Here is a 25,565-nt window from a genome sequence, read left to right as displayed (position 1 = left end):
CACGTAACGACCGCAGTTGGGCACGTAACGACCGCGGTTGGGCACGTAAGGACCGCAGTTGGGCACGTGATGCCCGAACAGGTCACGGCCAGACGAGGCGTCCGCCCTCGAAGTTCTGCGCGTAGTTGCGGCCGATCCGGTACTCGTCACTGGTCGGCATCCCGAATTTGCCGGGGCCGCCGGCCGCGGCGTACTTGCCGAGGATGCCGCCCCACACGGGGTGCTGGCCCGACTTCTCGCTGGTGTAGAGGTTTCCGCCCTGGAACAACTGCTTGCGCCCCTTGCCCGCGGCGTCGATCTCGTTGGAGGTCGGGAACTTCAGTGCGCCGCGCTCGAAGCCGAGGCTGCCCCACTTCGCGCGGATGGGGTCGCTGATCGGGTGCGCGATCCCGTTGCTGACGTTGGCTTTCCAGTAGAACGACGTGTCCTTGCCGAATCGCTGGAAGCGACCTCTGTCGGCGGCAAAGGCCTCGTCCATCGTGGGTTCGCCCCACTTCTCGACGCCACCGGTGGCCTTGAACGCCTCGAGGATGCGTCCGCCGACGTTGTACTCGCCGATCTGTTCGTCGGCACCGGCGATCGCGGCGGTCTGCGCCGAGCCCACCAGCACGGCCGCCATCGCCGCCACGGTCAGGGCTGTTGCACGCTTCTTGAGTTGCATTGTCGAATCCTTACATAAGGACGCTAAATGATCGGGGGGTTGGCCGAACATGTGGTCCGATCGGAGTACGGCGACCGGTCACGCGCGCAGTCGGCTACCACCGCAGCGGCGAACTGCCCAGCGGACTGGGTGCCCCCGTCACCGGGGTCGGGACGCCGTCGAACGACAACGGCAGACCGGGCTCGGTGATGACGCCGAACGGACTGTCGACGGTCTGCAGTCCGATGGTGGGGGCGGAGGGCCGCGGGATGTCGTCGACGACGTCGCGTGCGAAGAGGCCGAGATCCTGTACCCACATGCACACGCGGGCGAGGTTGATGCGTACGCGCCAGGATCCGCCCACCGCGGCACGACGGCGCAGCGCGGCCACCATCCCGGCGGCACCGAGGTACGCCGCCAGGTAATCGTTGAGGAGATAGGTGGGCGGCAACGATGGTCGGCCGTTCACGGCCTCCGACCCGGCGAATCCGGTTGCCGAGCATGCCAGTTGATCGAAGCCGCCGCGCTCGGCCCACGGACCGTCGGCGCCCCAGCAGTGGTACTCGCACACCACGACACCGGGTCGCAGGGCTGCGAGGTCGTGCGCCCCGAATCCCCGCTCGGCGATACCGCGGTAGGAGTTCACCACGACGTCGGAGCCGGCGCACACCTCGCTGAACGCGGCCCGCTGGTGATCGTCGCGCAGATCGGCGAAAGCATTGCGCTTGCCGCCACCCGTCATGACCACCATTGCGTTCGGGTCGGAGTTGTCGGGCCGCGAGACGTGCAGGACGTCGGCGCCGAAGGTGGCCAGCAGCCGCGTCGACACCGGTCCGGCGATCACGTGGGTGAGGTCGGTGACCCGGACACCGCCCAGGGGTGGCCAGGAGGCGGCCGCCGGCAGATCGGTCTGCGGACCGTCACCGATGCGGTCGATCTCGACGATGTCACGCGCGAGCAGGTCGATCCCCACCTCGTGGGCACGCCACTGCGCCGCGGTGCGCACGACCGCCGCCACGCCGCCCGCCGCACACACCGCGGTCTCCAGTGCCACGGCGTCCCAGTGGGCAGCGGCCTCGGCGATCCGATCCGGGAAGGGCGGGCAGTTGAGCACTTTGCACACGGCATCGCGCAGTCCGGCGTAGGTGGTGATGAGGAAGATCCACCGGTCGTCGTGGCAGCGATAGAAGTCGTTGTTGCCCAATGCGCGAGGGTCTTCGATCAGGTGAGGGGCGGGCACCCCGGACACGATGGTCAGGTAGGAGGCGCGCAGTTGGTCGATCGCATCGACGGCGCGCACGGTGATCGTCTGCGGATCTGCGCCGGCGGATTCGGCCACCGCGGCGACCTGGATCCCGAACGCGGCGATCGCGGCGGAGGTCGCATCGGCGAGGCGGTGTGGCGACGGTGTCAACGGATCGCCGCCGATCACCGATGCGTACGAACGGATCTGCTCGTCGTCGGGCCCGAACAATGCGGTGAGGCTGTCGATGATCGCTGCTGTCGACGGCGCGCCGAGTGGTCGGCGGGAGGCTGTGTCGGCAGTGGACGATTGTGGGGTTGCGGTGTCGGCGTTCATGACGTCCACGGTCGTCGGACGACACGCGCGGCTCCCGGCCTTACGGATATCCGTAGGCTATGGACCGTGACCTCGACCGGACACCGCTCGCTGGCCCGCGCTGATCGCCTTCTCGACCACGTGGCCCGATCCGCGACGGCACCGACGTTGACCGACCTCGCCCGCGTCATCGGCGCACCGGTGAGCTCCACCCAGGATCTGGTCCGGGAGCTGTGCGTGCTCGGCTATCTGCGGGTCGTCGACTCGCGCTACCGCACGGGCCTCCGGATGCACGTCCTCACCGTCGTCGCCGGTGCGCCGTCGACGGCGGGTGTCGACTACGACGACCTCGTCCGGCTGAGTCGACTCGTACAGGCACCGGTCACGCTCGCCGCCCTGGTGGGGCGCGAGGTGTTCTATCTCGACCACGCCGGCCCACGGGCGCCGACGCGACTGCAGGTGGTGGCCGACGATCACCGCCCGCGCCCGACGCTGCGCACCGCGGCGGGTCGGTTGCTGCTCGCACTGTGCGACGAGCCGGTACGACGTCGCATCCTCGGCGAACTCGCGGTGGCCGATCCCGTCGCCGCACGGGCGTTCGCCACGGAGCTGCCGCTGATCCGGCGCCATCGGATCGCCCGCAGCGACGGACTCGCCGACCCCGACATCGCGGCGGTCGCGCTACCCACCACGCAACCCGACATCGCGCTCATGGTCACCGCACGGCGTGCGCCGCGGGGCGGACGGGTTCCGGTTCTCGAACGTGCCGCGCAGACACTCCGGGCAGAGATCGATCAGCGCGGCGCGGACACCTCCGAGGTCCCCGGGACGCGATAGCCGCGGAACGACACGGCTGATCGGGCTCGGAAGCCGAGACGTTCGTAGACCGAGATGGCGGCCGAGTTGCTCTGCGCCACATGGAGGAACGGACGGTCACCGGTGGCGTTGATGAGTCGGATCTGTTCGGCGAGCAGGTGTGCGGCGAGTCCGCGCCCTCGGGCTTCGGGTGCGGTACAGACGGCGCTGATCTCGGTCCATCCGGGCGGGCGGAGACGATGGCCCACCATCGCCACGAGTTCTCCCTGATCTCGGATGCCCAGATAGACACCCAGTTCGGGCGTGCGGGGGCCGAAAGGCCCGGGCCGGGTGCGTTCCACCAGATCGAGGATGTCGGGAAGGTCGTCGGGGCCGAGGGTGACGACCGACTCGGTCGAGGAAACCGCCGGCAACGAGCCGTCGTGCACCATCTGCAGACCGTCGAGACCGAACACCTGCTCCCAGTCCGCGGGTGGGCGGTCGGGAGCACTGAACATGTCGGCGAAACCGCCTGGTCCGAGCAGTGCGGCCAGGTCGTCCCACCGCCGGGGATCCGAGGCATCGACGGCGACGAAGCTGCACACCCCGGGAGCGAAACCCACTGCACTGCCCACTGCCCGGGCGAGGTGGGCGTGGTGACCGCGCAGCGACCCCATGACCGGGAGATCGAGGGCCTCGAGGCCGGACGTGTACACGAAGACCAGTGTTGCTGATGGCGCGCGCCCTGGACAAACACAGCGGCGGTCGCCGACATGATGCCGACGACCGCCGCTGCGGGAAATAGATCGCTCAGAGAAGCGAGATCACTTGGTGTTGACGGTGATCTTCGCGATTCCGACCAGCAGACCGGCCTTGACGGCGTCGGTGTTGAAGGTCTTGTTGAGCAGGCCGGCCGCGGTGTCCGAGATCAGGACGCGGGTGCCCTCGAGAACCGCGGTGCCGTCGGGGTTGCTCTGCAGCGGCTTGAGCGTGCTGCCGTCGAGATCGAAGACGATCGCCTGGGTGGCGGCGACCTGACCGTTCACGGCGACGTCGGCCATGAGCTTCGAGGTGCCCGGGTCGATGGTCAGGTTCGTGATGTCGACAACGGTCTGCCCTGCGGTGAGGGAGAAGCCGGCGCCGGCGTGCTCGATCTTGCCCTGGACGTACGGCTGGATCGATCCGGGGGTGTAGTACGTGACGTTTCCACCGGTGATCGGGAACACCAGCGAGCCGTTCTCGAGCTTCGCGCCACCGACGACACCCGGGGTGAGCTTGAGTGCGGTGAGCGCGTCGGTGAACCCGGTGTCCAGGGCGACGGCCGTGTCGCGACCGGTGAGGGTCGGGATGGTGGCGACGGGGGCCGGAGCGCTCGACTCGGCCGCCGAGGGGGCCGCCGAGGAGGTGGCCGCGGTCGACGACGACGCCGAATCCGACGAGTCGTCACTCGAGCAGGCAGCCGCCGGAAGAACAGCGATGGCAGCGATCGCCGCGGCGACCACGATCTTGCGGGACTTGAGCATCATGGGTGTATATCCGTTCATGAAAGTGTTCGTTCGCAACGTATTTCGTGGCGACGCTGGCGACACACTGTTTCGGCGACGACCGCTTGGCCATCAGAGTGTGTACACAGGGCATTCGGCACGCCTGGCGGTTCGGCTTGGTCTCGATGGCAAGAAGTTTGAATTTTTCCGCAGACACGGTGGTGTGACCGATTTATCCCCGCACCTGCGGACCGCGACCCATCCATGCCGGTTCCGGCAACGAACGACCTCATGACGATCGGTGACGTGCCGATCAGATGACGATCAGAAATTTGTTGCGTTTCAACGAGATATGAGTGGCGCTCGCCGGACCGGTCGGACTGATCACATGGGTGCCCGGGCGGACACGGTGTTGTCGTGGTTCGCCCGGACACCCTTGTGGGCAGTCCGGCGCGGTGCGGTCAGGCGCCGTGGACACCAGCGACGTCGTCGTGTGGATGTGACCGGGCATGCCGGTTGCGCACCGCCATCACGACGACGAGGGCCCAGATGACCAGCACGGCAAGGGTCAGACCGAGACCGTAGGGCCGATCCAGGATGGTGAGGCTCTCGTTTCCTCCCGGTGCAGCCTTTCCCTCAGGGCGCGGCAGGATGACCGGCAGTGCCAGCAGGACGAGCAGGACGGTCGCCGACCCTCCGGCCAGCACAGGTGCCCACCATCGTTGCGGCAAAATATTCTTCGCTGCGTGACCGGTGGCGATACACAGGGGCGCGAACACCGCGTCGTGCACGATGAGGCCGGCGATCAGCCACACGACGATCGACATGATGTCGGCAGGCGACATCACCCAGATCAACGACAACCCGTACCAGGCGACCGGTACCGCCCCGACGATCAGCAAGGCCCTGATCAACCGTGTGGTCACAGCACCTCCATTCGTGCCAGCCACTTCGTCTGCAGAACCCCGGGCCGGTTGGGTGTGATGAGTCGACACGGATACCCGTGATCGACGGTCAAGGTCTCACCGTGCAATTCGAGCGCGACCAGCGACGACGGGTTCCGGACGAAGTTCGCGGGCAGAACGCTGACGGCATAGAGCCCGCGTTCCAGCGACACGAATCTCACGTCGCGATCGAGATCACCGCCGACGAGTTCCACGAGATCACGCACTCGTACCCCACGCCACGTCGCCTGAGCGCTCCAGCCCTCGACGCACGCGATCGGGAGATCGCTGTCGTGCTGGGGCATCTCGCGCAACTGGTCGAGGGTCAGAACCTTCATTCGTCCTCCCGCGGTCACGGTGAAGGTGTATCCGCGCGACTGTGCGGCCATGGTGACTCCCGCTGCCGCCGCGGTGCGGTTGATCGGTACGCCCTGAGGTCCGTCGCCGGAACGGGGTGCGAGGAACGAGATCCATTTGAGGAACGGCACCGTCTGCCCGGCGAACGCGAGTACGGCGAGTCCGGCTGCGGCGACGGCGCCGCGCAGGATCGCGCGCCGGGTCACTGCACCGGGGGCTCCGCGTGTCGTCGGGTCGACGAATCGCGCGTAGACCGACGGCGGCGGGTCCCTGGGGACCGCGGGCGGATCGTCGGTTCCGTGGTCGTCGACGATGGCATCGCGTTCGGGACCGATCGGTGGCGGTGTCGTCATCGCGCGGTCCGATCGAGGGGCTCGTTGTCGATGGCCTCGGTCGCCTCGAGTGGCGATCGAAATGCCGCCTGGATGATCGGGAGCTTGACGGCGATGTGGACCATGAGCGCGGCGACGACGACGAACGACATCGCGTAATGGGTTGTGGTGAAAAAGAATTTCCACGGATAGAACTGCGCGGTGTTCATCAGTCCGGTGAACAACTGGAAGATCATCGAACTCACCAGCACCGCGATCGACAGCCGCTCCACCGCGCGCAGCGGCGACCCGATGACCGGCCGCGCGAACAGGCGTGGGTACACCAGCTGGAGCTTGACGAGCAGCAGCGGGATTGCTGCGGTGCCGGTGATGACGTGGAGTCCCTGGCTGAACCGGTACAGCCACGGTGGATCGGAAGGGAACCAGAACCAGCTCGGCGGATGCTGGATCCAATGGCTGATCATTCCCGTGGCCAGACATATGGCCACGCACAGGCCGAGCAACGCGCCCACGCGGGCCGTGATCCGCGGACTCCGCAACGAGGTGTCCTCGTCGGCCGGATCGCCGGAGGTGAACCCGATCGCGTAGAGCACCGCGAACATCTCTCGAATGCGCTCGCGCACAGCGCCTCTGCGCGGGACCGGCACCTCCGATGTCGTCTCGCCCATGATGCGACGCACCAGAGCCGTGGCGGCGGCCAACCGGCGGCCCGCATGGCCGGTGGGCCTCGGCGTGGCGGCACGGTCGTCGAGCGCGCGGCCACCGACGTCGGCGCTGTCGGTGTCGTCGGTGTCGCTCACCCAGGGCATTCGTACCCGCGGCCCCGTCGGCTTGGTCGAGCGACGGATCGGCACGCGGTCACGGCCGGTTTCTCTGTCGACCGATCGCTCGACACGCTCCGCGTACCGTTGAGGGCATGACGACTGACGGTGCAGAAGAACGCCAACAGATCGACATGGTCATCGACCGCATCGCCGCGAGCCGAGAACTACCTCGCGAGCGTGTGGCCGATGTTGTCGACAAGGCCTATCGAGAACTCGAACAGAACCGCATCCGGGACTTCGTTCCCCTGCTCGTGGAGCGCCGGGCACTGCGGGACCTCGACCGTGAATCCGTCGACTGAACTGACGAACACTCTGTCCTCGAGCGGCCGGCGTCAGTCGATGATCACCGCGCGGTTCTCGCGCTGCAGGCTGGCCAGGCCGTCGCGCATGGCCTGGATACGTTCGGGTGGGTGGCCGACCCAGTCGGTGAGCTCACCGACGACCGTGACGGGTTCGAGGGTGCGGAACGACTGGGTCGGGTTGCCCGGGAACTTCTTGTCGGTCACGTTCGGGTCGTCCTCCACCGCGCCGGTCGGCTCAACGAGGTAGATCCGGCCCGGTCCGTCGCCGACGGCCATCTCCGCTCCCCACACCGCGGCGTCGAGCGTTCTCGTCATGTAGACGTGCCGGAGCGGCCGTTCGCGGAAGTTCGAGCGGTGGCCTGGCACCAGCCGGTCCCCCACCGCCAGATCGGCCTTGGTCCCGTGCAGCCACCCACCTGATTCGTGCACCACGAACGGTGTCGGTACCTGCACCATGCGCGAACTCCCCTCGTCCCGCCGCGCCGGGTCCGGACGCGAGCACGACGATGGTGCACCGCCACCGGGGTCTTGCCGCAAGACCCCCTCCCCGACCTATCCTGGAAGCAACGGTCGTGTGCGTCGCGGTGATGCGGCGCCCGATAGGTTGTCATCATCAGTTGCCGGCGTTCGCGCCGGGCGTTGCACGATTCGATGAGACGAAGGACAGCCATGACATTGCTGGGAGTGGTCGGCGGCGGAACGATGGGCGCCGGTATCGCCGAGGTCGCCGTACGCGCAGGTGACGAGGTCATCGTCCTGGAGCGCGACCAGGCCGCCGCCGACGCCGCGACGGCGCGTATCGAGAAGTCACTGGCCCGCGCGGTCAAGTCGGGCAAGCTCAGCGACGACGACTCCGGCGCCGCCCTCGGCCGGTTGCGCACCACCACCTCGATCACCGATCTCGGCGATCGCGAACTGGTCATCGAGGCACTTCCCGAGATCGAATCGCTGAAGATCGGATTCTTCGCCGATCTCGACAAGGCGACGTCACCCGAGGCGATCCTGGCCACCAACACCTCGTCCATCCCCATCATCCGGGTCGCCAAGGACGTCGCCGACCCGAGCCGCGTGGTCGGAGTGCACTTCTTCAACCCCGTCCCCGTGATGCCCCTGGTGGAGATCATCTCCAGCCTCGTGAGCTCCGAGCACGCCGTCGAGACCGTCACCACCTATGCGCGAGACCATCTCGGCAAGCGCACCATCGCTGCCGGCGACCGCGGTGGATTCGTGGTCAACGCACTGCTGGTGCCCTACCTCCTGTCGGCGATCCGCATGTGCGAGAGCGGATACGCCACGAAGGAGGACATCGACACCGGCATGGTGAACGGGTGCGCGCATCCGATGGGTCCGCTGGCCCTCTGCGACACCGTGGGTCTCGACGTGATCCTCGACGTCTCCGAGTCGCTGTACGCGGAGTTCGCCGAACCCCACCTGGCCGCGCCGCCGTTGTTGCGCCGCATGGTCGACGCCGGGTTCCTCGGCAAGAAGTCGGGCCGGGGTTTCTACGACTACTCGCGCTGAACGCGAGCAGATCGGAAGATCTGCAACAGGATTCGGTCGACGACTGGCGCCGGCAGGTGATGCAGGACGCTGCGTCGGAGATCGGCACGGACGGAGTAGTGCGTGCGGGGTCGCTTCACGGTGGCCGCGCGCCACACCACCTCGGCCAGCAGCCGGGGGTCGTGGGCGCGTTCCTGCTCGCGTACCGCGAGGTGGCCGACCCGGTCGATCAGCTCACCGAAGTGCGTCGAGGTGTCGCGGGCATGGTCAAAGGCTCGGCCGATGCCGTCGACCATGTCGGTGCGGAACGGTCCGGGGCGGATCGTGCTCACCGGGATGCCGAGGAACATCAGCTCGCGCCGTAGTGCGTCGGAGTATGCCTCCACGGCGTGCTTGGTGATCGCATACGGCCCGTTGAGCATCAATGCGCTCTGCCAGCCGGTCTCGGAACTGATGGTGATGACACGTCCACCCGCGTCGATCACCTGCGGCAGAGCCGCTTTCACCACACGGTAGGTACCGAGCAGATTCACCTCGAGCAGCCCGGTCAGTTCACCCTCGTCGATCTCGGCGACGGATCCGACGCGCATCACACCCGCAAAGGTGACCACGGCATCGAGGCCGTCGGCCGCTTCGTGCCGGGCGATCTGCAGTGCAGCCTCGACGGAATCGTTTCGGGTGACGTCGATCTCGATCTGTACGATGCGCTCCGCCGGGGGCGGTGGTCGCAGATCGGCGGCGAGCACGCGCCACCCTCGATGCGCGAACAGTGTGGCCGCGGCGCCTCCGAGTCCGCCGCCGGCTCCGGTGATGAGAACCGTCGGGGTCACCGAGCACTCATCCGGCGACCCGGTCGCGGGTCAGCACGCAGTGGGTTCGGCTGTAGATGGTCGGCATGCACTCGTTGCAGTGTGTGCAGAGTGACCGCGGCCGGTCGTTCGCCTGGATCCGGTTGATGAGATCTGGTTGGCGGAGCAGAGCCCGTGCCATCGCGACGAACTCGAAACCCTCGCTGCGTGCGAGATCCATCGTCTCCCGCGACGTGATGCCGCCGAGCAGGATCAGGGGCATGGTGAGTTCCTGCCGGAACTGCCGCGCCATGTCGAGCAGGAACGCCTCCTGATAGGGGTAGGCCCGGAGGAACGGGCCGGCCAACCGCATCCCCCACCCCAGCGGTGGCGGGAACGCCCGGGCGAAGCTGCGCCGCGGGGCGTCGCCGCGGAACAGGTACATCGGGTTGAGAAGCGAGCTACCCGCGGTCAATTCGAGTGCGTCGAGGGCGTCGTCATCCTGCAGCCAGCGACCGATCTGCAGACTCTCCTCGATGTGCAGGCCCGGCGCGACACCGTCGTCCATGTTGAGTTTGGCGGTCACCGCGAGGCGATCGCCGACCCGGTCACGCACTGCCATCGCGATGTCGCGGGCCAGCCGGGCTCGGTTGCGCAGCGAGCCGCCGTACTCGTCGCGGCGTCGGTTGAGGAGCGGACTGAAGAACGCGCTCACGAGATAGTTGTGGCCGAAATGGATCTCGACGGCGTCGAAGCCCGCCTGCTCGGCGTAGCCGGCGGCGTCGGCGTGCGCCTGCACCACCTCGCGGAGTGCCGCGGCGTCGGGGCGGTGCATCATCTTCATGCTCAGGGGGCTGAACAACCGCGTGGGGGCGAGCGCCGGAGACCGGTTCGACGCCGCGTTCGCGACGGGGCCGGCGTGGCCGATCTGCGCGCTGACCGCGGCACCTTCGGCATGAACTGCGTCGGCGAGTCGTCGCAACCCGGGCACGGCGTCGGGGCGCATCCAGATCTGGTGTCGATCGGTGCGACCGCCCGGCGCGACGGCACAGTAGGCGACCGTGGTCATCCCCACCCCACCGGCGGCGGGGGCACGGTGGTACTCGATGAGGTCGTCGGTGACCAACGCATCCGGTGTGCGCCCCTCGAATGTGGCCGACTTGATGACCCTGTTGCGCAGCGTGATCGGCCCCAGCCTCGCCGGTTCGAAGATGTCACTCATCGTCACTCGCCCTCCTCGGACAGACCTGCGGACACGAACCGGCACAGGGCCTCGACCTGTCGCGCCGACAGCACACGGTCGCCGGCGAGCGGGTCACCGAACTGCCCCAGGATCAGCTCGAACGCCAGGGCCCACCGTTGCCTCGCCTCGGACACCGACAGCCCGGAGACGTTGTGGCGCAGCATCTCCACGAAGGGGTCGAGGGTGAACCACCTTCCGGTCCAGGCCATCTCGCGGCGCCCGAGCACGACGCGGGCCAGAAGATGGAGGTACAGCCGACCCGCGGGGTCGTCGGCCATGGTGACCAACGGCGCGACGACGCCGTCGACGATCTCACGTACCCCGAGCGACTCGGCGTCCATCCGCGAGACCGGCTCCAACCACGCCGGTCCGAGCCGCGCCTCGAGGAGGGCGGCGACGAGTCGCTCCTTCGATCCGAAGTGATAGTGCACCGCGGCGGCGTTCATCCCGGCCTCGGTGCACACCGCGCGCACCGACACCGCGTCGTACCCCGACCGCAGCAGGAGCGACTCGGCGGCCACCAGCAGTCGTTCCCGGGTGTCGACCTCGATCTGTTCCACGCCCTGAGTAGAACACGTTCCAATCACTAGTTCAATCAGTGATTGGAACTGATGGGAACAGCGATGGCGTCGAAGGCATGCTGAAAACTGCCCCCTGAGCGACCTCCGAGGGCACATTCCCCTCGAGCAGCGGTCTCGGGGACGTTTTCAGCAGCGAGCGGTACCGACCACTGGGTCAGCTGACGATGTCCTTGCGGTGGAACCACCACCAGGCGGCGCCGAACAACACCGACGAGTAGATCAGTGAGATGCCGACCCCACGGGCCATGTCCTCCCAGATCACGTTCGGGCCCAACGCATCCAGCCAGGCGAACTGGTAGTGCGTGGGCAGGAACTGGCGGTACGGGTCGAGGGCGGAGATCGAGTCGAGGATGTTCGACAGGATCACCAGCATCGTCGCGCCACCGACCGCGCCCAGCGGCGCGTCGGTGAGAACGCTCAGCAGGAACGCGAAACCCGCGACCACCATCGACTGGATCAGCGTGTAGCCGACCACGATCGCGAGCCGTTGGAGCGTCTCCGAACTCGTGAAGTCTCCTCCGAGCGGCGACTGCGCCGGGCCCCAGCCGAAGAACAGCCCACCGATCACATAGGCCCACACCGGCAGCAGGATGAGCACGATCGCGCTCGACGCGAGACCGATGAACAGCTTCTGGCGCAACAGATGTGAGCGGCGGACCGGGATCACCAGCAGGTAGCGCAACGACGCCCAGCCCGCCTCACCGGCGACGGTGTCACCGCAGAACAGTGCGACCAGCACCGTCAGGAGGAACGAACCCGCCGCGAACTCGGTGAACAGGGCGAAGTTCGCGCCACCCGCGGTGGCCAGTCCGTAGAGCGCCGAGGTCTGACGCCCACCCTGGTCGCCGCCCGCGGTCGACGGATCGTCGGAGCTGAGGGAGAACGCGATCGCGATGATGGGCGGCAGGATCAGCACGAGCAGCGCGGCCACCTGGGTGCGGCGACGACGCAACTGCCGCACCGCTTCCACACGCAGTCCCAGGGTGCGGCGGGAGCGGAACTCGACCGGGGCGACGGGTCCGATGGAGTCGAGACGATCGTGCACCCCTTTGCGGGTGGCGGCCACCCGCGTGGCGGCGGTCGGGTCGTCAGATGAGGGTGCGGTCACGAGGACTCCTCTCCGATCAGGTCGAGGAAGGCCTCTTCGAGGTGCCTCCGTGATTCGACGACGTCGGCGTCGATACCGGCATCGGCCAGGACCCGTTGCGCTGCCGCCACATCGGCGACCGCGAGGGTCGAGGTGGCCGCACCGGCGAGTTCCTCCACCGACCCGGCGGTGATGAGTCGACCCTTGTGCATGACCACGACGTGGCTGCAGGTCTGCTCGACCTCCGACAGCAGGTGGCTCGACACCACGACCGTGCGTCCGGTGGCGGCGTACCGCCGCATCACCTCACGCATCTCGGCGATCTGCGGCGGGTCGAGACCGTTGGTGGGTTCGTCGAGGATCAGCAGCTCCGGCAGTCCGAGCATGGCCTGCGCGATGGCGAGACGCTGGCGCATGCCCTGGCTGTACTTGCGGACCTTGCGGTCGACCGACGCTCCGAGACCGGCGATCTCGAGTGCGGTCTCGACATCGGCGTCGGCGCGGGGGCGTCCGGTCGCTGCCCAGTAGAGATCGAGGTTCTCGCGACCCGATAGGTGCGGGAGGAGTCCCGGACCCTCGATGAACGCGCCCACGCGGGCCAGCACGGCCGATCCGGGGCCGACGTGCCGACCGAACAGGCGGATCGATCCGGCCGTGGGCGAGATGAGTCCGACCATCATGCGCAGGACCGTCGTCTTGCCGGCGCCGTTGGGGCCGAGCAGTCCGACCACCTGACCCTTCTCGACGCTGAACGACACCCCGTCAACGGCGCGATAGGAGTCGCCGTACTCCTTCACGAGGCCTTCGACGACGATCGGCGACACATCGTCGGCCGGCACGTCGGCACTCTCGGTACGACCACGACGCCAACCCGCGAACGAGATCCCCGCGATGAGAGCCAGCAGCACGACGATTCCGGCGATCGGCCAGGCCCACGGGAACGGCGCCGAGCGTGCCTCACCGGTGAGGGTGGTGAGCGACAGCGTCGGCGAATCGAGTGCGATGGAGTACGTCCGGGCGTCGGTCGGCAGGGCGAACCCGAGGTCGGTCGTCGACACCTGCACCGCGACACGATGTCCTGCGGCGACCGTTCGGACGACCGTCGGCAGGTTCACCGTGACCGACGTGGGTTGTCCGGGGGTGAGTCCCGTCAGCCGTACAGGCGTCACGAGACCTGACGGCTGGGTCCGCTTGCCGTCGGTGTCGACATCGACCAGGGAGACGAACAGCGTTGCGTCGCTGGTGGTCAGCGGCGTGACGCGCAACCGCACGGTCGACGATCCGCCCACGAGCGTGTCCGACGCCAGGGGCGCCGAGACGAAGCCGCCGGCCTGACCGGGAAGCGCCGACAACGACACCCCGCCCGTGACCGAGGTGGCCGTAGCCAGCAGGCTGCCGATGCCGGGCACGGCGGTGATGGCGGTCGGGGTGCCGCCGGCGGGGGCGTTGACGAGCTGCGTGCCGCCGAGCAGCGGCATCTGCCGCGTCTTCTGTGCTGCGTCCAACGACGCCGCGCTCAGCGGCCGCGCCTTGGACCGTCCGGTGTCCGCCGACAGGGCGCCGTCGGCAACGTCGGCGGAGAAGCCACTCTGCGGGGTCCGCTTGTCCTGCAACACCGTTGCGAACCACGACTGCACCGCCGACGAGATGTCGCCACCGGGTTGGTCGTGTCCCCCGGTCCGCCACTGCATCCGTACCGGCGTGCCGTTCGCCGCGATCCCGGTGGCGTTGCGCACGGCCTGGTCGATGGGGAACAGCGAGTCCTGCTGCCCCTGGGTGAGCAGGGTCGGCGCCGTGATGCGCCCCAGCACCGACGCCGGACTCGATGCCCGCATCAGGGTCTGCAGTGCGGCGGTGGGAGCCCCGGCCGTCGCCGACGCCTGGTATGCCGCACACACGTCGGGCGCGAACTTCCCGCAACCGTTCTCGGTGGCGGTGTTCGCCGCCTGGCTGAACAGTTGACCGGCCCAGGCGCGTTTGAACACGCCGTTCGGAAAGAGGGCCTGCGACAGGTCGTTCCAGGTGATGTCGGCCGCGATGGCGTCGACCCGACGGTCGTAGGCCGCAGCCAACAGAGCGACGCCACCGCCGTAGGAACCGCCCGCGATGCCGACCCGGGGATCGTTCGGTCCGTCGCGCTCGACCTCGGGCATGGTCGCCAGGCGGTCGATGATGCGCCGGGCGTCGGCGATCTCGTAGTCGGGGCTGTCGAGATGGACGAGCCCGCCCGATGCGCCGAAACCGCGCGCCGAATACGCGACCACCACGTAGCCGCGACCGGCGAGGGTGCGTGCCTCCGACGTCAGGTCGTCTTTCGAACCCCCGAAGCCGTGCGCGAGGATCACCGCCGGGGCGGGCAGGGTGGCGGGCAGGAAGAGCGAGGCGTCGAGCGAGACCGGTGTCGTGCCCTCGGGGACCCCGGCGATCGTCATCGACCGTTCCGACACCGCACGGTCGTCGCCACCGGAGGTCGCGATCACGGCGATCACCACCGCCAGCACGACGACCACGACCGCGGCCACGATCAGCCAGAGTCGACGACCCCCGCGCACCGTCCGACTGTTACCGATGCTGTTCTCCCTCGATGCCCGCGACCCGCGTAGGTCGTCCGCATCGATCATGCCCGCAATCGGGCGACGATGCCGTCGGGCAGGAGGACGCCGCTCCACTACGCTCCGGGACGTGGACCCCGACACCATCGGCGACGACGAGTCACCGGGCGACGTGATCGCCCGTGTCGTCCGCGAGGACATCCTGGCCGGCCGCCTGGCGGCCGGGGAGCGTCTGGTGGAGGAGGCACTGGCCAAACAGTTCGGCGTGTCACGCGTACCGGTCCGTGAGGCGCTCGGCCAGCTCGAGGGCGAGGGTTTCGTCACGATCGTCCGATACCGCGGCGCGACCGTGTCCACGTCGTTGCGCAAGGACAACCGGGAACTGCTGGAGGTACGGAGGGGTCTCGAGGTACTCGCTGCACGGTTGGCCGCGGTCAGGCGCGGAGGCGAGGTCGCCGACGAACTCGCCGCCTATGCGCGCCCGACGCGGTCCCCCGGCCCGGACGCCGGTTCGGCCGGACGCCCGTTCCACGAACTGGTGGCGATCGCCGCCGGCAACGACCAGCTGCGGGAGATGCTCGCGACGGTGAGCAGGCGTGTCGCCTGGGGACTCGGCGACGACCCGGAGGCCTCGGAGTACGACCACGCCGCGCTGACCCGGGCGATCCTCGGTGGATCCGAGATGCAGGCGGGCTATCTGATGGACGAGCACCTGCGCCGAGACGAGCGCTTGGCGGACAGCGACGGTCTCGAAAGCTAGAAGTCGTATACGACTGGGGCGATATATCGTTGGTTTAACACGTTCGTAGCGTAGGGTAACGCCGGTGACACGCTGTTTGTATACAAATTGGGCAGTCGCCCCCGAGCAGCGAGGCGATTCGCCGCCGATCACGAGATCTCCGGTGCCAGATACTCCCATCCCCGGAGAAGTCGCCATGTCCATCCCCGCACCGCTCACCGAGCCCGCCACGCTCGTGCCCCCCGCCTCGACCGACACCACCCCACCCGCCGACCACACCCCGCCGGCCCAGGGGCTGACGGCAACCCTCGACAAGATCGGGTTCACCCGAGTCCAGGCCGCGGTCATCTTCCTGCTGATGGCCGGACTGTTCTTCGACAGCCTCGAGCAGAACTCGACCGGCGCCATGGGCCCGCTCATCAAGGACTCGCTCGGGATCGGCAACGCGCAGCTCACGCTGATCAACACCGCCACGGTCATCGGCGGCCTGGTGGGCCGGCTGATCGGCGGCTACATCGCCGACCGTTGGGGCCGGCGGGTCGCACTCAGCCTCAACCTCCTCGTCTACACCCTCGGTGGCCTGATCAGTGCCGCTGCAGTCAATTACGAGATGCTGCTGGCCAGCCGCTTCATCGTCGGCATCGGCCTCGGCGGCGAGTTCACCGTCGGCCTGGCGATCCTCGCGGAGGTGGTGGCCACCCGTCATCGCGGCTCACTGCTCGCGACGCTCAACATCTCCTCCGGCGGCATCGGCAACATCGCATCCTTCGGCTTCTTCCTGCTGGTGCTCGGTCCGCTCGGCGGAGTGCTGGGCGGAGCCGACCACTCGTGGCGCTGGACCTACGTGATCCTCGCTGTCCCTGCGGTTCTCGTCGTGTTCTTCCGTCGCTACCTGCCCGAGTCACCGCGGTTCCTGCTGTCGAAGGGCCGTGTCGACGAGGCCAACCGCTCGCTGACCCGCCTTGCCTCCGGCTCGATCTCCGGTCTGCGCAACCCCGGTCCGACCAAGCAGTTCGTGACCGCCGAGGACGCACTGCCGCACGTGAAGACCTCCTACGCCGAGGTGTTCAAGGGCCGCAACCTGCGTCGTACCGCAGCCATCGGTTCGGCATCATGGATGTCCTTCGGTGCACAGGTGACACTGCTGTTCCTCATGCCGATCCTGCTGGTCTCGCGGGGCTACTCGCTCTCGGACTCGCTGCTGTTCACCATGATCATGAACGTCGGCAGCCTGTTCGGAGCCTGCACCGCCTGCTACCTCGCGAGTCGGGTCCCCCGCCGCATCACCGTGATGTCGGCTGCCGTCCTCGGATGCATCGCCGCGATCGCCTTCGCGGTCTTCGCCCAGAACGTGCTGCTGATCCTGGTGCTGGGAGCCATCTTCCAGTTCTTCACCATGCTGCTCAACACGATGCTGTCGGTGTGGACGCCGGAGCTGTTCCCCACCTCCATCCGGGCCATGGGTGCCTCGGTGGTCAACGGGATCGGCAACGTCGCCGGCGCGGTCATGCCCTTCGCCGCACTGTTCTTCTTCAACATCGCCGGTGTCGCCGGGGTGTTCTTCATGATCGCCGCGATGTACGGCCTGCTGGTGGTCGCGGCCAAGTTCGGACCGGAGACGTTCGGCAAGTCGCTGGAGGCCGCCACTGAGGCCCCCGCCGACATGCCGATCGCCGCCTGAACCCGGCCTGGCCTGAAACCCGCACTCCCTGAACTCGATCCCCTCATCACCACAGAAAGCAGACACGCAATGTCGCACCTAGCGATCTCCGCCACCGCACACGGACTCAACTACCTCCCCGAGTACTACGCCGATCACGCCGGCCTCTTCGCCGACCGCGACCTCACGGTCCACGCGAAAGCCTGCGACCCCTGGACCGGAGTCCTCGACGACCTCGCCAGCGGCGCAGCCGATGTCGCCCTCGGCGGAATCTGGGTCCCCGGCATGTACCACGGCACATCCCGGGAGCTGACCGTCTTCGCCCAGCTCAATCACCAGTTCCCCAAGGCGCTCGTGACCCGCGAGGAACAGACCACGGTATTCGAGTGGTCGCAGCTGACCGGGAAGACCGTGCTCGCCCCCGGCATCGGCGGCAGCGCGCCGTACGCCATCACCGCCGGGATGATGCGCGAGGCGGGCGTCGACTCCTCGGAGACGGTGTTCCTGCGGGATCTCTCGACCCCGATGTTCGTCGAGTTGTTCGAGGACGGTCTCGGCGACGCGATCATCCTCGACATCACCACCGCGCAGTCCATGCACGATCGGGGCACCGGGCACATCGCCGTCGAGTACGCCGAGGTCGGCGGTCTCGGCCCGAACAGCGTCTACTACTGCCGCACCGATCGTTTCGAGGAGCTCAGCGATCGCCTCGTCGCGTTCACCGCTGCTCTGAGTGACGGCATGGCGGCAGTGCGACAGGCACCGGTCACCGAGCTCGAGCCGCTGTTGGCCGAGCACTGGCCGTCCATGCCGCTCGCCACCCTGGCGGCGTCGTGCGCGCGGATCCAGAAATCGCGCACGTGGGACACCGTCGTCATCGACGGCCCCGCCACCGATCGGTGGATGCGCATCCTGGCCGAGGAGGGCATGGTGCGCACCGCACCGGCCTTCGCGGACCTGGTGAACACCCGGATCGTCGACGCGGCCGAGCTGGTAGCGGTCGGCTGAAGATGACCCTGGTGTTGCGGCACTCCCACGTGGCCGCCCTGCTCGACCGCGTCGCAGTACTGGACGCGGTCGAGCAGGCCCATTCCGACCTCAGCACATGGGCCGCGCAGAACCCCCGCCCGATCTCGATGGGCGCACCCGAGGACGGCGCGGTGATCGGGATGGCCGCCGAGCTCCGATCCGCCGATCTCGTTGCGGTGAAGGTTCTCTCGGACCTCCCCGGCAATCCCGCGCACGGCCGGCCTCGGCAACGATCGACGATCGTCGTCACGTCCACGGTCACCGGCGAATGCGTCGCGCTGATCGACGGACGTGCGATCACCGCGATGCGGACCGCCGCCACCAGTGCGATCGCAACCAAGTACCTCGCCCGCGCAGACGCCTCCATCCTCGGCCTCGTGGGAGCGGGCAACCTCGCCGTCGAGCACACCCGAGCCATTGCCCTGGTCCGGCCCATCGACCGCATCGTGGTCTGGTCCCGATCGAGCTCGACCGTCGAGGCGTTCGGCGAGAAGATTGCCGACCTGAAAATCCCCGTCATGCACGCCGAATCCGTTGATCATGTTGTCGCACAATCCGACATCGTGTGCACGCTGACCCCGTCGGTCAGCCCGATCCTTCTCGGGGAATCGCTTCGACCGGGCATGCACGTCAACGCCGTCGGCGCGGCGCCTCGGCCCGACGAACGCGAGGTGGACGGCACCGCTATGGCCCGCTCCCGCGTCGTCGTCGACAGCCGCGCCACCGCGCTGGCCAAGTCGGGCGACGCGCTACTCGCCATCGCCGAGGGCGCGATCACCGAGGCCGACATTGCCATCGAACTCGGTGACGTGATCAGCGGCCGCACGCCCGGCCGTCGAGACGCCGACGAGATCACGCTGTTCGACTCGACAGGAATCGGCCTGCAGGACCTCGCCACCGCGGCCCTGGTGATCGGGCGGGCGCGTGCCGCCGGCATCGGAACCGACATCGACATGTCCGCCTGACGACGCGACTGCTTGTCAGATCGGGTGGTGACACACCGCTTCCAGGTTGATGCCATGTGGGTCGAGGACGAACGCGCCGTAGTAGTCACCGTGATACTCGGCGTGTACCGACGGCGCGATCAACGACGTCGCCCCGGCATCGAGAGCCGCCCGATAGAAGGTCTCGACCTGCGCGCGGGTGTCGACGGTGAACGCGAGATGCATGTTGGAACCCACCTCTCCCTCGTCCACGAGCCAGAAGTAGGGCTTGACATCGGCGAGGCCGAACCCGGTCATACCGGGTTTGCCCTCCTCGTACCCGCTGGGGATCACCAGCATCTTGCTGATACCGATCGAGGCCAGGACGGGTTCGTAGAACTCCACCGCCGCAGCGAGATCCGGCACGGCAAGGTTCAGGTGGTCGATTCTGGAGCCGGAGCGATCGGGCATGAGGTCCTCGTTTCTGCGGTGGTGGTCGAGTACGTACGTCACCGTCGCAGCAATCGCGGACAAGAAAGGTCCTCGATCGAGGCTCCGCCGTGCCGCTACACCGGTTCGAGCACGCCCTCGCGGTCGTGGGTCGCGAGCTTCGGCGACGACACCACGAGACCTGCGAGCGCGGCGAGGGTGGCCGCCACGGCGCAGATGGTGAACAGGACCTGGTAGCCGCCCAGCGACGGCAACGCCGCACCGCCGACGGTCACGGTGATCGCGGCGAGGAGGCTGCCACCGACGGCACTGGCCAGCGTGCTGCCCAATGACCTTGCGAGGGTGTTGATCCCGTTGGCGGCCGCGAGGTCCGCGGCAGGGGTGTGCACGTTGATCAGCGATGGCAGTGACGCGTAGGCGATACCGGTACCTGCGCCGACGATGGTGCTGCCGAGGATGATCTGCCACAGCGAGTCGGTGAGCACGATGCGCACCACGAGCCCGGCGGCGATGATGAGTCCGCCGGCGAACAGGACCTTGCCGGGACCCCACGCCGCCATCAGTCGAGCCGCGACCGGGGCGAGCAGGAGCATCAGGATGCCGCTGGGCATGAGGCACAGTCCGGCGACCAGCACCGACGATCCGAAACCGTATCCGGTCGCCTCGGGCGCCTGCACGTAGTTGGCGGTACCCACGAAGCTGGCGAACAGCGCGAAGCCCACGAAGATCGAGGCGACGTTGGTGATGGCGACCGGAGGGTTCGACAGGGCACGCATGTCGACGAGCGGATCAGGAGACCGCTTCTCGACGACGACGAGCAGCGCGAGCAGCACCACCGAGGCGACGAGCAGGCCGATGGTGGCGAACGAACCCCAGCCCCACGACGATCCCTGCGACAGCGGCAACACCAGACAGACGAGACCGCCGACGAGGAGCACGATGCCGGGCACGTCGATCGCCCCGGGGCGTTCACCGCGCGGGTTCCCGACCACGGCGAGCACCAGCGCGATGCTGGCGAGCGCGCCGACCGCGCCGATCCAGTACAGCGCGTGGTAGTCGAAGTGCTCGGCGACGATGCCCGCGAGCGGGAGACCCAGTGCGCCACCGACACCCAGCATCGCGCTGACCAGCGCGACCGCGGAACCCTTGCGCGCCTCGGGCAACACCGCCGAGAGCAGGCTGATGCCCAGTGGGATGGCCGCGCTCGACAGCCCGGTGATCGCGCGACCGAGGATCATCACGCGGATGTCGTCGGTCAGCGCGTCGATCACCGAGCCGACCAGCAGCGCCCCGAGCGCGACGATCAGCATCAGACGACGCCCGTACATGTCGGCGAGTCGGCCGATCACCGGCACCGCCGCCGCACCGACGAGCAGCGTCGAGGTGAGCAGCCACTGCGCCTCGGTGGTCGAGGCCCCGATGTCGCGGGAGATTGTCGGCAGCACCGGGAGCACGAGGGTCTGCGCGAGCGCCGCCATCAGAGCACCGAGCCCGATCGCGATGATCTCGAGGTTCGCCCTCCATCCCGATCCGGCGTGCACCTCGCCCTGCGTTGTCGTTGTCGTCATGTCGCCCCACTCCCTCGCTGCAAACGCTTGTTTACACAGTGACGGTAGACCGCTGTGGCATCCTGGTCAACATGCGTTTACATGAGCCGTCGGAGCACCCGGATCCCACCGGCGAGGCCGTGGGGCGCGAACGCAACGCCGACGCCACACGCGCCGACCTGCTCAAAGCAGCCAAGCGCCGGTTCACGGTCTACGGCTTCGAGCGGACCACCGTGCGTGAGATCGCCGCCGACGCCGGCGCCAACGTGTCCCTGATCAACCGCTACTTCGGGTCGAAGGACGGCCTCCTGGCCGCGGTGCTGGCCGAGACCGCGCTCGTGTTCGACGGCCGCCCCACCGTCGGTGCGGCCCGCCCCGAGACGGTCGTCGACGAGCTGCTCGCCGGCATGCGGCCCGACGCGTGGCCCGAGTTCGGACACGAGAACCCCCTGGTTCTCCTTCTCCGCGACGCCGCGGGAGACGAGGCGACGGCGAAGCTGCGCCGACGGACACTCGACGCGGTGATCGAACGGTTCGCCGGCGACATCGCGAGCGGCGACACGGGCGGCGGGGACGTACCCGGCGACGAGGCCCGCCTGCGCGGGGCACTGCTCTTCGCCATGATGGTCGGGGTCGTGTCGCTGCATTCGGCGTTGCCCGACAACGCCTTCGACGTCACCGACTCACCCCACTTGCGCTCGATGCTCACCGAGATCGCAGCGTCGATCACCCGGACCGACGTCACGGGATGATGCGGGCCTCTCGGTAGCGGGCGACGGCGTCGGCGAAACTCTGCGGGGTGGAGCGGAATCCGAGGAATCCGGCCTGACGGCTCTTGGTCATGTCGGTGAGGCACTCGATGTCGCGGCCGAGGTCGCTGTCGGTGTGCCACCACGAGGCGAGACGGTCGACGTCGGACTCGACGAGGTCGTGGGCCTTCGCGATCTCGGCCCACTCGGCGGCGGCGGAGCCCATGCGGTCATCGAGCGGCTGCGGTTCGGAGTCGAAACCGACGGGCTCCACATCGAACAGTTCCGCGATCTGGGGCCACAGCCACCGCCAGCGGAACACGTCACCGTTGGCGACGTTGAAGGGTTCGTTCGCCCCCGCGTCATGTGTTGCGGCCCAGATCATCTGCTCTGCCAACAGACCGACGTCGGTCACGTCGGTGAGGCCGTCCCACTGGGTCTTCGACCCGGGGAACACGAACGGTCGGTTGTTCTGCTTGCACAGGGTGGCGTACACCGACAATGTCAGCGCCATGTTCATCGCGTTGCCGACCGCGAACCCGAAGATGGTGTGGGCCCGGTGCACGCTCCACGTGAACCCCATGCGCTCGGCGGCGGCGAACAGCTCGTCTTCCTGTGCGTAGTAGAAGTTCTCGTTGTCGAGTCGGGGCTCGGACTCGTGGAACGGCGTCTCGGCCATCACCGCTGTTCCGTAGTCCTCGAAGGGGCCGAGGTAGTGCTTGAGTCCGGTCATCAATGACACGTGCCGCACCGACGACCCCTCCAACGCCGCGAACACGTTGCGTAGAAGCAGCGAGTTGACCTCGATGTTCTCGGCCTCGGTGTCCTTCTTCATCCACGCGACCAGGAACACCACCTCGGGTTCGATGTCGCGCAGCTTCGCGGTGAGGTCATCGACGTCGAGGAGGTCGGCCGCGATGGGGGTCACGCCCTCGACCGGCAACGTCTCGTGGCGGGACAAGCCGTAGGTCGTCCAGCCCTCGTCGACGAGTTGGCGACTGATGGCCTGACCGGAGATGCCGGTCGCGCCCACCACGAGCGCGACTCCTGGGGTGTGTTCACTCATGACCAGTGCAGCACGCCCGGCCGGTCACTTTGTTCCATCACGGCTGTGACCAGCGCGGAGCCGCCGCAGTCAGGCGACGGTGGGCTTGTCGGTCCGGAGCCACTCCACGCCCGATGCGACCGCATCCTTCAGCGCCGACCGTTCCCCGACGTAGTCGGCGGCGGCCCCCACCACGGGGACCGCGCTCAACGTCCGCCACAGACGCGACGGGCGTGGACGCCGCTTCGCCTCACCGGCGACCTTGCGCAGGAGCTGCGCGGTCGACCAGATCCGCTTCACGACCGCGCGTGCCGACCGTGCGACCGAATGGCCGTCCTCGTCGGCCGGGAGCGGCTCGATGTCGCCGGCGGTGGAGGGTTCGAGCAGTGTGGCCGATGTGATCGTCCGGCCACAGAGCACGGCGGCGAGCAGGTCGGTCTGCCGCGTGCGGTCGGTGACACCGTGCACGCGGGCGACGGCGCACAGGACGAACGCCTGCTGGGTGAACCCGAGCACGTCCTGGATCGGTAGACGGTCGGCCGCCGCGCCGAACACGCCCGGGTAGGCGACGAGTACCGCGGTCAGCGACCCGACCCGGTCGACCCACCAGTCGGTGCGTTCGTCGGTGTCGAGCGCCTCCCACTTCGGCGACCCCGGAGCAGAGGCCGCGTTGGTCACCCATGCCAGGGAGTCGGCGACTTTCGCCACCGCCCTGTCGGAGAACGAGTCCTCGTCGCCGTCGGCCACCTCATCGCCGTCGGTCGAGGCGTCGCCGTCGGTCGCGGCGCCGTCGGTGTCGTGTGCCGCCGCGGCCTCGGCACGGTCCTCGCCGAACGGATGGCTGTTCTCGAGGACGTCGAGGACGGGCGCGATCATGCCGGTGGCCCGGTGCAGGATCGCGGCGACCTCGGCGTCGGTCAGGTCTTTCACGAGATCACTTGACCGCGAGACGAACCCGCACCGCTGCACTGACGATGAGGGCGATGACCGCACCGACGACGGCGGCGCCGAGCATGGCGACACCCACGCCGAGATCGAAGTCGAAGCTGATGAACTTGATGGTCGTGTGCACCGTGTTCTGCAGGACGAACACCACGAGGGCGATGACGAGGACCAACGCGACGACGAGCGAGATCTTCGTGACAACGCTGGTGCCGGAACGCTTCGCGGGAGTGGAGGTGGTCATGGACGGTTCCTTTCGGGAGGGTGGAGCAGGTGGTGTGGAGTGATCAGGCCGCGCGGGCCGGTGTGACGAGCAGCCGGTGCACCGACGCCGCGATCACGGCGCCGACGAGCGGGAAGACGATGAACACCCAGAGCTGGGACAGCGCGAGGTGTCCGGTGAGGACAGCGGGACCGATGGACCGCGCCGGGTTGACCGACGTGGAGTCGATGCCGATGGCGACGAGATGGAGCACGGTGAGCGTGAGGCCGATGGGCACTCCCGCGGCGTGCGGGGCGGACGCGGTGCGCGACGTCGCCGACAGCACCACGAACACCAGGATCGCGGTCGCGACGACCTCGATGATCGCGACGGGCACGAGCCCGTATCCGCCGGTCGATGCCGAGCCGAAGCCGTTGGTGCCCAGGCCATCCGCAGCGCGGCTGTAACCGGGACGACCCGATGCCACGGCCAGCACGACCGCGGCGCCCGCGATGGCACCGATGACCTGCGCGACGACGTAGACGGCCGCGCGCGCCGGTTCGATGCCCCGGCTGAGCAAGACGCCCAGCGTCACCGCGGGGTTCACGTGGCAGCCCGAGATGGGACCGATCGCGAACACCAGGGCGAGCAGCGTGAGGCCGAAGGCGAGCGCGATGCCGATCGTCCCGACGCTGTCACCGGCGAGTACCGCGGTACCCACGCCACCGACGACGAGCAGCCCGGTTCCGATACCCTCGGCGGTGGCGGCGCGCGCGGTCGAGACCTCACTCATCGCTGCTTCGAGCGGTTCTCGCGGCGCTCGTGCCACTTCTTCTTGGCGAATCCCCATGTGACGCGGCCGAGTCCGGCGTACAGACGGCTCGCGACGCTCCTGTGTTCACTCATCGTGTCTCTCCGAACGTGTTCTGCGCACACGTCATCCGGCCGAAAGCCCAGGGGACAGCGGCCGATGATGTGCAGCGAAATGGTGAGCGACGGGACCGAGTGGCCCGTCGGTGACGGGGCGGCGTCGTGCGCACGCCCGCGGGGCGGCCTGTGCGGCCGCGGTGGTCACCCGGTTCGCGTCGATCGCGAACCGGGTGACACGGAAGCGGTTACTTGAAGGTGTCCTTGATGTTCTCGCCGACCTTCTTCACGCCGGCCGAACCCTGGTCCTTCTTGCCCTCGGCCTCGAGGTCCTTGTTGTCGGTGACGTCCCCGATGACCTCTTTGGCCTTGCCGACGGCGTCTTCTGCAGCGTTCTTCGCCTTGTCAACGATTCCCATAGCAAT

At 68.1% G+C, this 25,565-nt stretch carries 28 protein-coding genes; 8 read left to right on the top strand and 20 right to left on the bottom strand.

Annotated elements, in window-relative coordinates; genetic code table 11:
- Positions 1–82: 82 nt before the first annotated feature.
- On the bottom strand, positions 83–661 hold the full coding sequence (locus OG579_RS14720) for an LGFP repeat-containing protein (RefSeq protein WP_328856542.1): 579 nt from the start codon (positions 659–661) through the stop codon (positions 83–85).
- Positions 662–755: 94 nt separating this feature from the next.
- Positions 756–2,219 carry a CoA transferase gene (locus tag OG579_RS14715; RefSeq protein ID WP_328856541.1) on the bottom strand — a complete coding sequence of 488 codons (1,464 nt, stop codon included), beginning with the start codon at positions 2,217–2,219 and terminating at the stop codon, positions 756–758.
- 66 nt (positions 2,220–2,285) lie between these two features.
- Here OG579_RS14715 and OG579_RS14710 point away from each other — a divergent pair, with 66 nt between their 5' ends.
- Positions 2,286–3,035 carry a helix-turn-helix domain-containing protein gene (locus tag OG579_RS14710; RefSeq protein ID WP_328856540.1) on the top strand — a complete coding sequence of 250 codons (750 nt, stop codon included), beginning with the start codon at positions 2,286–2,288 and terminating at the stop codon, positions 3,033–3,035.
- Here OG579_RS14710 and OG579_RS14705 read toward each other — a convergent pair.
- The 5 genes from OG579_RS14705 to OG579_RS14685 form a co-directional block, all read right to left on the bottom strand.
- Positions 2,993–3,709, bottom strand: coding sequence for a GNAT family N-acetyltransferase (locus OG579_RS14705; protein ID WP_328856539.1), 717 nt, complete (start codon positions 3,707–3,709; stop codon positions 2,993–2,995). The two genes, OG579_RS14710 and OG579_RS14705, sit on opposite strands and share 43 nt — an antisense overlap.
- A gap of 108 nt (positions 3,710–3,817) precedes the next feature.
- Complete coding sequence (locus tag OG579_RS14700) at positions 3,818–4,519, bottom strand: hypothetical protein (RefSeq protein ID WP_328856538.1); 702 nt, start codon at positions 4,517–4,519, stop codon at positions 3,818–3,820.
- 419 nt (positions 4,520–4,938) lie between these two features.
- The gene (locus tag OG579_RS14695; RefSeq protein ID WP_328856537.1) at positions 4,939–5,403 is read right to left on the bottom strand and encodes a hypothetical protein; all 465 of its coding nucleotides are present in this window, start codon (positions 5,401–5,403) and stop codon (positions 4,939–4,941) included.
- Positions 5,400–6,131 (bottom strand): molybdopterin-dependent oxidoreductase, encoded by a 732-nt coding sequence (locus OG579_RS14690; protein ID WP_328856536.1) that lies wholly within the window; start codon positions 6,129–6,131, stop codon positions 5,400–5,402. Before OG579_RS14690 ends, OG579_RS14695 begins: the two co-directional genes overlap by 4 nt.
- Entirely contained in the window at positions 6,128–6,910 is a 783-nt protein-coding gene (locus tag OG579_RS14685; protein ID WP_328856535.1) for a hypothetical protein, read from the bottom strand. The genes OG579_RS14690 and OG579_RS14685 overlap by 4 nt, the downstream gene beginning before the upstream one ends.
- A 116-nt stretch (positions 6,911–7,026) precedes the next feature.
- On the opposite strand from OG579_RS14685, the gene OG579_RS14680 reads away from it, so the two are divergent.
- On the top strand, positions 7,027–7,233 hold the full coding sequence (locus tag OG579_RS14680) for a three-helix bundle dimerization domain-containing protein (RefSeq protein WP_045824633.1): 207 nt from the start codon (positions 7,027–7,029) through the stop codon (positions 7,231–7,233).
- 33 nt (positions 7,234–7,266) lie between these two features.
- Here OG579_RS14680 and arr read toward each other — a convergent pair whose 3' ends face one another.
- Positions 7,267–7,692, bottom strand: a complete 426-nt coding sequence (gene arr, locus OG579_RS14675; protein ID WP_328856534.1) for an NAD(+)--rifampin ADP-ribosyltransferase — start codon at positions 7,690–7,692, stop codon at positions 7,267–7,269.
- A gap of 213 nt (positions 7,693–7,905) precedes the next feature.
- Between arr and OG579_RS14670 the strand changes: the two genes are divergently transcribed.
- Positions 7,906–8,757: a 3-hydroxybutyryl-CoA dehydrogenase gene (locus OG579_RS14670; RefSeq protein WP_328856533.1), complete on the top strand. Its 852-nt coding sequence runs from the start codon at positions 7,906–7,908 to the stop codon at positions 8,755–8,757.
- Here OG579_RS14670 and OG579_RS14665 read toward each other — a convergent pair.
- The 5 genes from OG579_RS14665 to OG579_RS14645 form a co-directional block, all read right to left on the bottom strand.
- Positions 8,745–9,566: an SDR family NAD(P)-dependent oxidoreductase gene (locus OG579_RS14665; protein WP_328856532.1), complete on the bottom strand. Its 822-nt coding sequence runs from the start codon at positions 9,564–9,566 to the stop codon at positions 8,745–8,747. The two genes, OG579_RS14670 and OG579_RS14665, sit on opposite strands and share 13 nt — an antisense overlap.
- Positions 9,567–9,573: 7 nt before the next feature.
- Positions 9,574–10,746: an NADH:flavin oxidoreductase gene (locus tag OG579_RS14660; protein WP_328856531.1), complete on the bottom strand. Its 1,173-nt coding sequence runs from the start codon at positions 10,744–10,746 to the stop codon at positions 9,574–9,576.
- Between the two features lie 2 nt (positions 10,747–10,748).
- Positions 10,749–11,327: a TetR/AcrR family transcriptional regulator gene (locus OG579_RS14655; protein ID WP_328856530.1), complete on the bottom strand. Its 579-nt coding sequence runs from the start codon at positions 11,325–11,327 to the stop codon at positions 10,749–10,751.
- Between the two features lie 175 nt (positions 11,328–11,502).
- Positions 11,503–12,456: an ABC transporter permease gene (locus OG579_RS14650; protein ID WP_328856529.1), complete on the bottom strand. Its 954-nt coding sequence runs from the start codon at positions 12,454–12,456 to the stop codon at positions 11,503–11,505.
- Positions 12,453–14,987, bottom strand: coding sequence for an alpha/beta fold hydrolase (locus OG579_RS14645; protein ID WP_328856528.1), 2,535 nt, complete (start codon positions 14,985–14,987; stop codon positions 12,453–12,455). The genes OG579_RS14650 and OG579_RS14645 overlap by 4 nt, the downstream gene beginning before the upstream one ends.
- A gap of 130 nt (positions 14,988–15,117) precedes the next feature.
- On the opposite strand from OG579_RS14645, the gene OG579_RS14640 reads away from it, so the two are divergent.
- The 4 genes from OG579_RS14640 to OG579_RS14625 all read left to right on the top strand — a co-directional run bounded on the left by OG579_RS14640 (position 15,118) and on the right by OG579_RS14625 (position 19,380).
- Complete coding sequence (locus tag OG579_RS14640; RefSeq protein ID WP_328856527.1) at positions 15,118–15,747, top strand: GntR family transcriptional regulator; 630 nt, start codon at positions 15,118–15,120, stop codon at positions 15,745–15,747.
- A gap of 175 nt (positions 15,748–15,922) precedes the next feature.
- Complete coding sequence (locus OG579_RS14635; RefSeq protein ID WP_328856526.1) at positions 15,923–17,407, top strand: MFS transporter; 1,485 nt, start codon at positions 15,923–15,925, stop codon at positions 17,405–17,407.
- A gap of 69 nt (positions 17,408–17,476) precedes the next feature.
- The gene (locus OG579_RS14630; protein ID WP_055785292.1) at positions 17,477–18,394 is read left to right on the top strand and encodes an ABC transporter substrate-binding protein; all 918 of its coding nucleotides are present in this window, start codon (positions 17,477–17,479) and stop codon (positions 18,392–18,394) included.
- Between the two features lie 2 nt (positions 18,395–18,396).
- Positions 18,397–19,380, top strand: a complete 984-nt coding sequence (locus OG579_RS14625; protein WP_328856525.1) for an ornithine cyclodeaminase family protein — start codon at positions 18,397–18,399, stop codon at positions 19,378–19,380.
- A gap of 15 nt (positions 19,381–19,395) precedes the next feature.
- On the opposite strand, the gene OG579_RS14620 is transcribed toward OG579_RS14625, so the two are convergent.
- Positions 19,396–19,809: a VOC family protein gene (locus OG579_RS14620; protein ID WP_328856524.1), complete on the bottom strand. Its 414-nt coding sequence runs from the start codon at positions 19,807–19,809 to the stop codon at positions 19,396–19,398.
- A gap of 95 nt (positions 19,810–19,904) precedes the next feature.
- A complete protein-coding gene (locus tag OG579_RS14615) occupies positions 19,905–21,356 on the bottom strand; it encodes an MFS transporter (protein WP_328856523.1) in 1,452 nt (483 codons plus the stop codon).
- Positions 21,357–21,427: 71 nt separating this feature from the next.
- On the opposite strand from OG579_RS14615, the gene OG579_RS14610 reads away from it, so the two are divergent.
- Positions 21,428–22,087, top strand: coding sequence for a TetR/AcrR family transcriptional regulator (locus tag OG579_RS14610; RefSeq protein WP_328856522.1), 660 nt, complete (start codon positions 21,428–21,430; stop codon positions 22,085–22,087).
- Here OG579_RS14610 and OG579_RS14605 read toward each other — a convergent pair.
- The 5 genes from OG579_RS14605 to OG579_RS14585 all read right to left on the bottom strand — a co-directional run bounded on the left by OG579_RS14605 (position 22,077) and on the right by OG579_RS14585 (position 25,559).
- Positions 22,077–23,150, bottom strand: a complete 1,074-nt coding sequence (locus OG579_RS14605) for an SDR family oxidoreductase (protein ID WP_328856521.1) — start codon at positions 23,148–23,150, stop codon at positions 22,077–22,079. The two genes, OG579_RS14610 and OG579_RS14605, sit on opposite strands and share 11 nt — an antisense overlap.
- A 69-nt stretch (positions 23,151–23,219) precedes the next feature.
- Positions 23,220–24,059 carry a hypothetical protein gene (locus tag OG579_RS14600; RefSeq protein WP_328856520.1) on the bottom strand — a complete coding sequence of 280 codons (840 nt, stop codon included), beginning with the start codon at positions 24,057–24,059 and terminating at the stop codon, positions 23,220–23,222.
- A gap of 4 nt (positions 24,060–24,063) precedes the next feature.
- Positions 24,064–24,315 (bottom strand): LapA family protein, encoded by a 252-nt coding sequence (locus OG579_RS14595; protein ID WP_328856519.1) that lies wholly within the window; start codon positions 24,313–24,315, stop codon positions 24,064–24,066.
- Between the two features lie 43 nt (positions 24,316–24,358).
- Positions 24,359–25,066, bottom strand: a complete 708-nt coding sequence (locus OG579_RS14590) for an aquaporin (protein ID WP_045824644.1) — start codon at positions 25,064–25,066, stop codon at positions 24,359–24,361.
- Positions 25,067–25,388: 322 nt separating this feature from the next.
- Entirely contained in the window at positions 25,389–25,559 is a 171-nt protein-coding gene (locus tag OG579_RS14585) for a CsbD family protein (RefSeq protein ID WP_045824645.1), read from the bottom strand.
- Positions 25,560–25,565 lie beyond the last annotated feature (6 nt).

The sequence above is a fragment of the Williamsia herbipolensis genome (genome assembly GCF_036153515.1).
GTDB lineage: Bacteria > Actinomycetota > Actinomycetes > Mycobacteriales > Mycobacteriaceae > Williamsia_A > Williamsia_A herbipolensis.
This window is presented reverse-complemented; position numbering and strand designations above follow the sequence as displayed.

Coding starts and splice junctions, on each gene's coding strand:
- OG579_RS14635 (WP_328856526.1), top strand. CDS start 15,923: ATGTCCATCCCCGCACCGCTCACCGAGCCCGCCACGCTCGTGCCCCCC.
- OG579_RS14670 (WP_328856533.1), top strand. CDS start 7,906: ATGACATTGCTGGGAGTGGTCGGCGGCGGAACGATGGGCGCCGGTATC.
- OG579_RS14680 (WP_045824633.1), top strand. CDS start 7,027: ATGACGACTGACGGTGCAGAAGAACGCCAACAGATCGACATGGTCATC.
- OG579_RS14625 (WP_328856525.1), top strand. CDS start 18,397: ATGACCCTGGTGTTGCGGCACTCCCACGTGGCCGCCCTGCTCGACCGC.
- OG579_RS14605 (WP_328856521.1), bottom strand. CDS start 23,150: ATGAGTGAACACACCCCAGGAGTCGCGCTCGTGGTGGGCGCGACCGGC.
- OG579_RS14720 (WP_328856542.1), bottom strand. CDS start 661: ATGCAACTCAAGAAGCGTGCAACAGCCCTGACCGTGGCGGCGATGGCG.
- OG579_RS14615 (WP_328856523.1), bottom strand. CDS start 21,356: ATGACGACAACGACAACGCAGGGCGAGGTGCACGCCGGATCGGGATGG.
- OG579_RS14620 (WP_328856524.1), bottom strand. CDS start 19,809: ATGCCCGATCGCTCCGGCTCCAGAATCGACCACCTGAACCTTGCCGTG.
- OG579_RS14660 (WP_328856531.1), bottom strand. CDS start 10,746: ATGAGTGACATCTTCGAACCGGCGAGGCTGGGGCCGATCACGCTGCGC.
- OG579_RS14590 (WP_045824644.1), bottom strand. CDS start 25,066: ATGAGTGAGGTCTCGACCGCGCGCGCCGCCACCGCCGAGGGTATCGGA.
- OG579_RS14715 (WP_328856541.1), bottom strand. CDS start 2,219: ATGAACGCCGACACCGCAACCCCACAATCGTCCACTGCCGACACAGCC.
- OG579_RS14690 (WP_328856536.1), bottom strand. CDS start 6,131: ATGACGACACCGCCACCGATCGGTCCCGAACGCGATGCCATCGTCGAC.
- OG579_RS14585 (WP_045824645.1), bottom strand. CDS start 25,559: ATGGGAATCGTTGACAAGGCGAAGAACGCTGCAGAAGACGCCGTCGGC.
- OG579_RS14610 (WP_328856522.1), top strand. CDS start 21,428: ATGCGTTTACATGAGCCGTCGGAGCACCCGGATCCCACCGGCGAGGCC.
- OG579_RS14595 (WP_328856519.1), bottom strand. CDS start 24,315: ATGACCACCTCCACTCCCGCGAAGCGTTCCGGCACCAGCGTTGTCACG.
- arr (WP_328856534.1), bottom strand. CDS start 7,692: ATGGTGCAGGTACCGACACCGTTCGTGGTGCACGAATCAGGTGGGTGG.
- OG579_RS14630 (WP_055785292.1), top strand. CDS start 17,477: ATGTCGCACCTAGCGATCTCCGCCACCGCACACGGACTCAACTACCTC.
- OG579_RS14700 (WP_328856538.1), bottom strand. CDS start 4,519: ATGATGCTCAAGTCCCGCAAGATCGTGGTCGCCGCGGCGATCGCTGCC.